Here is an 8,580-nt window from a genome sequence, read left to right on the forward strand (position 1 = left end):
GCGGATTCCGAGCCGAGCCCCGCCCGCCGCAGTGGCGGATTCCGAGCCGAGCCCCGCCCGCCGCGGTGTCGGATTCCGAGCCGAGCCCGATCCAGCCGTGCTCGCGGTTACGGACCCGAGGCCTCTCCAGCCGTGCCCCCGGGACCGGCACCCGAGCCGGAAAACGCCCTGGTCGCGAGGGCAGGCCGTCCGTGGTCGCCGCCTGCCCGCTCCCCTTCCCGCCTCGTCGACCGTCCCCTCGCTCCCGGCCGTCGCCACTCGATCGGGTGAGCACTGTCTCCACAAGGAGGCGGCTGTCCACGGAACGGCGCGGCGCCCTTCTGCGCAACCCGCGGCCCCCGTACGGTGATTCACACGGACGCACCTCGCACACAGGTCCTCGCACCCGGGTCCTCGGACGTCCGTCCGCGGCAGCGTTCTCTCTTCTCAGCCACGTCGCGCATCCGAGCACCCACCCCCACCGGGCCGGAGGCCCACCGACGAAAGGCAGTCCCCATGGAAAGGGAAAGGACAGCACCGGTTCCGACCAGGCGACGGCTCCTCAAGGGCGCCGCTCTCGCCACCGTCCCGTACACCCTGCTCTCCGGCACACGCGCCGCCGCACGTCCCCGGTCCGTCGACTACCCCTCCGCGGAGTGGCAGCCGGCGAACGAGTCCAACTACACCCCGTCGAGCCGGCCCACGGCCTATCCCGTCGACCACGTGGTCATCCACGTCACGCAGGAGACGTACTCCGACACCCTCGCCATCTTCCGCGACCCGGCCAGGCAGGTGTCCGCGCACTACGTCGTCCGGTCCTCCGACGGACACGTGGCGCAGTGTGTCCGTGAGGCAGACGTCGCCTGGCACGCGGGGAACTGGGACTACAACACCCGCAGCATCGGAATCGAACACGAGGGGTGGGTGGACCGGCCCGAATACTTCACCGACGCCCTCTACGAGCAGTCGGCCCGGCTCACCGCGGCGATCTGCGCCGCCTACGGCATCCCCCGGGACCGCACGCGCATCATCGCTCACCATGAGGTACCGGGCAGCGACCACACGGATCCCGGGCCGTTCTGGGACTGGACGCGGTACATCAGACTGGTCAACTTCGCCTGACTCCCCGGGTGCCGCGACGTCCGGTCGATCCGGCTGGTCGTGGAGGTTGTTCGCGCGTACCGGCGGGGTGACGATGTCCCCAGGCGCATCACACCGTCCGGGGAGGCCGAGTTGACCGATTCATGGCTGGCTCTGGAACCGGGGACGGACCCCGCCGAACGCGCGCGGACGCTGCGGCGCGCACACGAGACGTTCACCGAGGCGGGGACGGTGCCGCGGCCCGTGCGTGCCGTGGTGGCGGAGTCGTGGCGGCGGTCGGTCCGGGCAGGTGTCGGCCCGGACGGAACGGCGAGCGTGGAGCTGACGGACGGTGACCTCGGGGCCTACCTGGCCGAGCATCCGCTGGCCCGGGTGATGCCACTGGTGCGGGAACTCATGGGCACGTTCGCCGCCGACGGCGAGCACCTGCTGGCGGTGTGCGACGCGCACGGCAGGCTGCTGTGGGTCGAGGGGCATCCGGCCACCCGGCGGCGGGCGGGACGGATGAACTTCGTACCGGGTGCCCGGTGGGCGGAGTCCGCGGTCGGGACGAACGCGCCGGGCACGGCGGTGGCAGTCGGCCGGCCGGTTCAGGTCTTCGCGGCCGAGCACTTCATCCGGCGGGTCCAGCCGTGGACGTGCGCGGCGGCGCCGGTGCACGACCCCCGTACCGGGCGGGTGCTCGGCGCCGTGGACATCACCGGCGGGGACGGGCTGGCGCATCCGCACAGTCTGGGCTTCGTCCAGGCCGTGGCACGCGCCGCCGAGTCACAACTGGCGCTGCTCACCCCCGAGCGGCCCGGCACCGAAGCGGCCGAGCTGTCCGCGTTGGGCCGTGACCAGGCACTGCTGAGGACGGACGGCCGCAGAGTCCGGCTGAGCCGGCGGCACAGCGAGATCGTCGTGTTACTGGCCCACCACCCGGAGGGCATGACCGGTGACGAGCTGCTGTGCGCCCTGTACGAGGACGAGAGGGTGACGCCCGTGACGTTGCGCGCCGAACTGGCCCGGCTACGCGGGGTCCTGGGGCCGGGCCGGCTCGTGTCCCGGCCCTACCGGCTCGCGGTCCCGGTCGAGTCCGACGCCACCGTGGTCGAGCGTCGTCTGCGGGCCGGTGCGGTGACGGCGGCAGCGACGGAGTACGCCGGTCCACTCCTGCCCGGCTCCCGGGCTCCGGCGGTGGCACGGCTCAGGCGCCGGCTCGCCGACGATCTGCGCACCGCACTGATCGCCTCCGGCGACCCCGACCTGCTGGCCGACTGGGCGCACGCACCCTGGGGCGAGGACGATCTCGAGGTCTGGCAGGCGCTGGCGGCGGTCCGGCCCACCGCCGTCGCCCGGTCCCGGCTCGCCGCGCTGGAGTCCGAACTGACGGCGCCGGCGCCGAACGGGTGGTGACCGCCGCCCGGTGAGAGACGGCCACGGCCCGGATTGTGGCCGCCGCGCACACGCAACGTCCGCGCAACGTCCCACTTCCTAGCCTCGCGGGCAGAGCTGTCCAACGGCGGGCAGCGCCCGATGAGGGAGGCAGACAGGATGACCCGTTACGCGGCGCCCGGCACCGAGGGCGCGATCGTCTCCTACGAGTCGCGCTACGACCACTTCATCGGCGGCGAGTACGTGCCCCCGACGCGCGGGCAGTACTTCGAGAACCCGTCCCCGGTGAACGGTCAGCCGTTCACGGAGGTCGCGCGCGGTACGGCGGAGGACGTGGAGCGGGCGCTCGACGCCGCGCACGAGGCCGCCCCGGGCTGGGGCCGCACCTCGGTGACCGAGCGTTCCGGCATCCTGCTGAAGATCGCCGATCGTATGGACGCGAACCTGGAACGCCTCGCCGTCGCCGAGAGCTGGGAGAACGGCAAGCCGGTGCGGGAGACGCTGGCTGCCGACATCCCGCTCGCCATCGACCACTTCCGCTACTTCGCCGGAGCGATCCGCGCGCAGGAGGGCTCGCTCGGCGAGGTGGACGACGACACCGTGGCGTACCACTTCCACGAGCCGCTGGGTGTCGTCGCGCAGATCATCCCGTGGAACTTCCCGATCCTGATGGCGACCTGGAAGCTCGCCCCCGCGCTCGCCGCCGGCAATGCGGTGGTCCTGAAACCCGCCGAGCAGACCCCGGCCTCGATCCACTTCTGGCTGAGCCTGGTCGCGGACCTGCTGCCGCCCGGTGTCCTCAACGTCGTCAACGGCTTCGGCGTGGAGGCGGGCAAGCCGCTCGCGTCCAGCCCCCGGGTGGCGAAGGTGGCGTTCACCGGGGAGACCACCACCGGGCGGCTGATCATGCAGTACGCGTCGGAGAACATCAGGCCCGTCACGCTGGAGCTCGGCGGCAAGTCGCCGAACATCTTCTTCGACGACGTCTGGGCGCAGGACGACGACTTCCGTGACAAGGCGCTCGAAGGCTTCACCATGTTCGCGCTCAACCAGGGCGAGGTGTGCACCTGCCCGTCCCGGGCGCTGATCCAGCGCGGCAGCTACGGCGAGTTCATCGAGGCCGCCGTCGCCCGCACCGAGCGGATCAAGCCGGGGCATCCCCTGGACACCGGCACGATGATCGGCGCGCAGGCGTCCAACGACCAGTTGGAGAAGATCCTCTCCTATCTGGACATCGGCCGGCAGGAGGGCGCCAAGGTACTCACCGGCGGCGAACGCGTCGAGTACGACGACGAGTTGAAGGGCGGCTACTACGTCCAGCCGACGATCTTCGAGGGCCGCAACCGCATGCGGATCTTCCAGGAGGAGATCTTCGGACCGGTCGTGTCCGTCACGTCCTTCAACGACTTCGACGATGCGATCGCGACCGCCAACGACACCCTGTACGGACTCGGCGCCGGGGTGTGGACCCGCGACATGAACACCGCCTACCGTGCGGGTCGTGCGATCCAGGCGGGGCGCGTCTGGACCAACTGCTATCACGCCTACCCGGCACACGCCGCCTTCGGCGGCTACAAACAGTCGGGGATCGGCCGGGAGACACACAAGATGATGCTGGAGCACTACCAGCAGACGAAGAATCTGCTGGTGTCGTACTCGCCGAAGAAGCTGGGCTTCTTCTAGACGCAGAAAGAAGGGCGCCTGACCTGGACTTATGCCCGCCAGGCGCCCTTCGCTCAGTCTGCTACCCACCGAGCCCGGCTTGCACGCTAACTCCCGATTCCTCCCACGGCTACACCCCTCCCGACCAGTGCTTCCGGACCAGTCACGGACCAAACTCTCGGTTCAGCTCTCGGGTACCTCACCTTGGCTGACGCGCTGCCACTCGCTCATGGACTGCTCGATGAGGCGGTTTGCCTGCTCTCGAAGGCCGTCAAGAAACTTGGCATAGTGGCGGAAGAGGACCTCGATGCTCTGGCCGGCGCGGCGGGCGCACTCGAGTACAAGACGTCGAACTTCGCCGCCGACTTGCGTGAGATCGACCACGTCGACCTGCTGTGGATTCAGCGGCGCGGCGCCCCACACCTGTACCGCAGCGGCCAACTCCCCCCGCTGTGCGGCACCAGCGTCCAATTGGACGCTCGTTCCCTGCTCCTGTACACCCGCGGCTCGGTGCCGTACTTCCGGACCTACCCCGGCCTGTACGTCCCCCAGCCACTGCTGATACGGCCCGCAACACACGGCACAGATCTGCTGACCGCCAGCATGGACATCCTCGCCCTGACAAAGATGAACTGGAACAACGCCCAGCTCGACGAACGCGACCCCCTCACTTTGCGTACCGCTTACCGGGTCGGTTCGATCCTCAAACACGTCCCGCCCAACGCCCGCATCGCCACCCGTTACGCCTACTACATGTAGGCAAGGACGCCCTTAACAGCGCAAACGGCACGACACACTAACATGTCATCTCATTTGGCTGGGTAGGCTGCTGTCGTGGTGGGGATTGTCGAGCGGCTGGTGCCGGATGAGCTGTGGGAGCTGTTCCAGCGAGTGGTGCCCGAGGCGCCGTCGCGACCGCAGGGCGGTGGCCGGCGTCGCCATGGCGACCGCGAGGTCCTGGCCGCGATCGTGTTCGTGGCGACCTCGGGCTGCACGTGGCAGCAGCTGCCGGCGGCTTCGTTCGGGCCGTCCGGCGCGATGGCCCACCGCCGGTTCACCGAGTGGACGAAGGCCCGGGTGTGGGCCAAGCTCCACCGCCTGGTCCTCGACGAGCTCGGTGCTCGCGGCGAGCTGGACTGGTCGCGGTGCGCGATCGACTCGTTGAACATGCGGGCACTGAAAAGGGGGAGCTGACAGGTCCGAATCCTGTCGACCGGGGCAAGTACGGCTCGAAGATCCATCTGATCACCGAGCGGACCGGTCTGCCCCTGTCCGTCGGCATCTCGAGCGCTAGCGTCCACGACAGCCAGGCGCTGATCCCGCTTGTGAAGGGCATACCTCCGATCCGGTCCCGCCGCGGCCCTCGCCGGCGAAGGCCCGGCAAGCTCCACGCCGACAAGGGCTACGACTACCGTCACCTGCGGCAATGGCTGGCACAGCGAGGAATCCAGCACCGCATCGCCCGCAAGGGCGTCGAGACCTCACAGCGACTCGGCCGACACCGCTGGACCATCGAACGCACCATGGCCTGGCTCGCCGGCTGCCGCCGACTCCACCGCCGCTACGAACGCAAGGCCGAGCACTTCCTCGCCTTCACCAGCCTCGCCTGCACCTTCATCTGCCACCGTCGGCTCACCCGATGAGACCCTTCCTTACATCTGTCGGCGGAATCTGGGCAACTCGTCGACGTCAGCGAAACAGGTCAATGTGCTCGCGTACCCAGTCGTCATAGGTCCGCAGTGGGCGGCCGATGATGTCCTGTACGGATGGCCGCTGGTCACGTGTCCACTGAACGAGTTCGGCGAAGCGGGTGCCGTACTCCTCCAAGGCGTACAGCGTCACGTCGATCGCGCCGTCGGGCCAGCCAAGACGTTGCCAGGCCACCCGGCTCTCGTCGGCCGTCAGCTCGACCGTGTCGATGCCGCGCTTCAAAGCAGTGGCGATGCTCCGTATGCGTGATCGGGTACTCAAGGGCGGAGCCACCGCCTCAATGACCATCCCGGTGAAGTCATCGCAGGTCAGGGCTGCGGTCGCTACGGCGGCGAGGTCCTCCTCATGGATGAAGGGATAATGTCCCTGGTTGAGGAAAGCCTCTCGGACCACTCCGTGGGCGCGAACAGAGTCGGGCCAGTCCGACCCTGTCGCCGGGTAAGTCCCCTCGATGACGGCACCCATGACCGCCGACGGCCGAATGTGCGTCCACGGGATGCCCGATCCTTCCACCGCTTTCTCGATCGCAAGCCAGAACCACGTGTCGGGCGGATACGCCTCCTCGTACTCCGGTCCGTGAGACGACAGCAGGACGATTCTCTCGACGGCGGCGTTCCGGGCGAGGGTTAGGGCCTCCTGAACTGTCGATGGAAGCACGCCGGCGAGGAACACGGCCTCGACACCGTCGAATACACGCGCGCACTCCAGCGGGCGGGTGACAGAGCCAGCGACGACTTCCACCCCGTCAGGCCAGCCACCGCACTGGTCCGGTTCGGCAAGCACCCGTACGGTCCGCCCCCTGGCGAGCAGCTGTCGTGCCAGGCGCCGACCAACAACTCCTGTGGGACTGCTGCCTTCGCTCCTGCGTGCGCTGACAACGGTCAGCAGGTGGACACCTGTGGTGTCTGACGCTTTTTTGTGACGCTCGAAGCAGTTCACGGCAAGACCTTTCAACGCGTTTTCGCGGAGATCTTGCACTTGACCCAGGTGCCGAATGGCTTCTGCCGTACGCAACCACCGTTGGACCAAGCTGCGGATCGAGGTCGATGACCATATCAGAGGAAGCTCGGCTGGTGAGGATGACTCTGCTCAGCCTGACAACCAGCCAATCCAAATGAGATGACCTGTAACGAGCTCGTGCACGGTAAGCGGTGAGAAGTCGAGCTTGGATAGTTGATCATGGTCGGGTGGTCGGGAACTCGACGCATGCAGTCGGCTTGTTGTGGCAGGAGCGTCACCAAGCGAGGCTCGCCGCTCGACCGCGGAAGCGGGCCGTGGGCGCTGGCGCGAAGCACCGGCTGGTGTTCGTCGACCGGCTCTTGGCCACGCTCGTCCATCTTCGTCACGCCGTCACCCATGTGGTACCACGGGGGTCGCTCGCCGGCACCACGGACTACGGACCACATACCGCGATCCGGACCAGTCGCGGACCAACTCGGCTTCACAGCACACTATTCCGCCCATTACCGCAGGTCAGAGGTGAAGGCCAACGCGTACCACGAGCAGACGAAGAATCTGCTGGTGTCGTACTCGCCGAAGAAGCTGGGCTTCTTCTAAACGCAGGAAGAAGGGCGCCTGACCTGGGTTCTCACCCGCCAGGCGCCCTTCACTCAGCCTGTTGCCCACCGAGCCCGGCTTGCACGCCAACTCCCGGTTCAGCCCTCGGGTACCTCACCTTGGCTGACGCGCTGCCACTCGCCCATGGACCGCTCGATGAGGCGGTTTGCCTGCTCTCGAAGGCCGTCAAGAAACTCGGCACAGTGGCGGAAGAGGACCTCGAGACCTTCCGCCAATCGGGTGCCGACGGGTGCTCGGATCCTTTCGTAGCAGTTCCTCGGCGCGCCCATCGCGCTCAGCAGCGGCACGATCGGGCAGAAGCGCGGCGAACCGCTGCTGAACCTCGGGGTCGGCTCGAGCCAGTAGCGTATCGAGCGCTGCTTGGTTGTCGAGTTCGAGTTCGGTGGTCCCCCCAGCGCTTCCACCGGGGGATCCGTCGAGGGTTCACGCCGACCAGCTCGGCGAACTCCTTCTGTTTCTTCCGCATGGCCGTGCGCAGTAACTCGGCTTCACGGCCGATCCACCTGGTCACCCCCGCCATGACAGTGCCCCACAGGGTCTCGCCGGGGATCGACAGATACGCCTTCTGGAGCTGTGCCAAGACGGGATGCTCGACGGGGAACTCGGTGCCGTCGATCGCAGCCAGGGGGCGGAGACCGATCGAGGTGTTCGTGGCGAAGGCTGCCGCCATTCCCTCGGCGTGTCACTGAAGGCGTGCGTCTGGATAGTCGAGGTGGGCGAAAGCGGCGGTTTTCAGCCGCCGGATCTCCAGGCGGTGGTGGGCCCGGGTGCGGTCGTAGTGGTCGGGCGTGATCTCGCGCCGGGGCAGGCGGCGGACGCGGGCGGACAGACCGGGATGGTTGGCCTTGACCTGGGGCTTCCGTATTCATCACGTTACGTACCGTGATCAGGATCACGTGGGTGAACGGGAGGGGCGATGCCCAAGTTGCCCCTTTAGTGATCTTGGTGATCTTGCGTCCTTGGCTACTTTTCGAGTCGTTCACGGTTTCCTTACAAGAGACAGGAATGGATTCGTGAGATCTGAAGTGACGCTGCCTCCCCCTGAGGAAAGAGGGTGGATATGGCGTGAGAAGAGCAAGAGTCTGCGCTGGGTATCAGGCGGGCTTGCTGTTCTCCTGTCGGCGGCGATGCTGGAGGGGGCGGCTGCGGCGGCCGCTCCAGCAGAAGCGGACC

8 protein-coding genes and 1 pseudogene are annotated in these 8,580 nt (G+C 67.8%); 7 read left to right on the forward strand and 2 right to left on the reverse strand.

Going from position 1 to position 8,580, the window contains the following annotated elements; translation table 11 throughout:
- Positions 1-495: 495 nt before the first annotated feature.
- The 5 genes from KUM32_RS25020 to KUM32_RS25040 all read left to right on the forward strand — a co-directional run bounded on the left by KUM32_RS25020 (position 496) and on the right by KUM32_RS25040 (position 5,762).
- The gene (locus tag KUM32_RS25020) at positions 496-1,101 is read left to right on the forward strand and encodes an N-acetylmuramoyl-L-alanine amidase (RefSeq protein WP_217144200.1); all 606 of its coding nucleotides are present in this window, start codon (positions 496-498) and stop codon (positions 1,099-1,101) included.
- A 111-nt stretch (positions 1,102-1,212) separates the two neighbouring features.
- On the forward strand, positions 1,213-2,478 hold the full coding sequence (locus tag KUM32_RS25025; RefSeq protein ID WP_217144201.1) for a GAF domain-containing protein: 1,266 nt from the start codon (positions 1,213-1,215) through the stop codon (positions 2,476-2,478).
- A gap of 138 nt (positions 2,479-2,616) precedes the next feature.
- Entirely contained in the window at positions 2,617-4,140 is a 1,524-nt protein-coding gene (locus KUM32_RS25030) for an aldehyde dehydrogenase family protein (protein ID WP_217144202.1), read from the forward strand.
- A 267-nt stretch (positions 4,141-4,407) separates the two neighbouring features.
- Positions 4,408-4,878, forward strand: a complete 471-nt coding sequence (locus KUM32_RS25035) for a hypothetical protein (RefSeq protein ID WP_217144203.1) — start codon at positions 4,408-4,410, stop codon at positions 4,876-4,878.
- An 84-nt stretch (positions 4,879-4,962) separates the two neighbouring features.
- Positions 4,963-5,762 (forward strand): IS5 family transposase gene (locus tag KUM32_RS25040; protein ID WP_217144227.1). Its coding sequence is split into 2 segments (ribosomal slippage): positions 4,963-5,311 and positions 5,311-5,762, totalling 801 coding nucleotides; the frame shifts between segments, so codons are not numbered across the junction.
- 46 nt (positions 5,763-5,808) lie between these two features.
- Here the strand turns inward: KUM32_RS25040 and KUM32_RS25045 are convergent.
- Positions 5,809-6,768, reverse strand: coding sequence for an SDR family oxidoreductase (locus KUM32_RS25045; protein ID WP_217144204.1), 960 nt, complete (start codon positions 6,766-6,768; stop codon positions 5,809-5,811).
- 248 nt (positions 6,769-7,016) lie between these two features.
- Between KUM32_RS25045 and KUM32_RS43750 the strand changes: the two are divergent.
- Positions 7,017-7,214, forward strand: a pseudogene (locus KUM32_RS43750) (hypothetical protein); the annotation flags it as partial.
- Positions 7,215-7,484: 270 nt separating this feature from the next.
- Here KUM32_RS43750 and KUM32_RS43755 read toward each other — a convergent pair.
- Positions 7,485-7,811 carry a hypothetical protein gene (locus KUM32_RS43755; protein WP_254406092.1) on the reverse strand — a complete coding sequence of 109 codons (327 nt, stop codon included), beginning with the start codon at positions 7,809-7,811 and terminating at the stop codon, positions 7,485-7,487.
- Positions 7,812-7,993: 182 nt separating this feature from the next.
- Here KUM32_RS43755 and KUM32_RS45015 point away from each other — a divergent pair, with 182 nt between their 5' ends.
- A complete protein-coding gene (locus KUM32_RS45015; protein ID WP_217144205.1) occupies positions 7,994-8,293 on the forward strand; it encodes a hypothetical protein in 300 nt (99 codons plus the stop codon).
- Positions 8,294-8,580 lie beyond the last annotated feature (287 nt).

The sequence above is a fragment of the Streptomyces sp. AC627_RSS907 genome (assembly GCF_019049165.1).

Bases quoted from the DNA above. Each gene is read 5' to 3' on its own strand.
- KUM32_RS25020 (WP_217144200.1), top strand. From the start codon at position 496: ATGGAAAGGGAAAGGACAGCACCGGTTCCGACCAGGCGACGGCTCCTC.
- KUM32_RS25030 (WP_217144202.1), top strand. From the start codon at position 2,617: ATGACCCGTTACGCGGCGCCCGGCACCGAGGGCGCGATCGTCTCCTAC.
- KUM32_RS45015 (WP_217144205.1), top strand. From the start codon at position 7,994: ATGCTCGACGGGGAACTCGGTGCCGTCGATCGCAGCCAGGGGGCGGAG.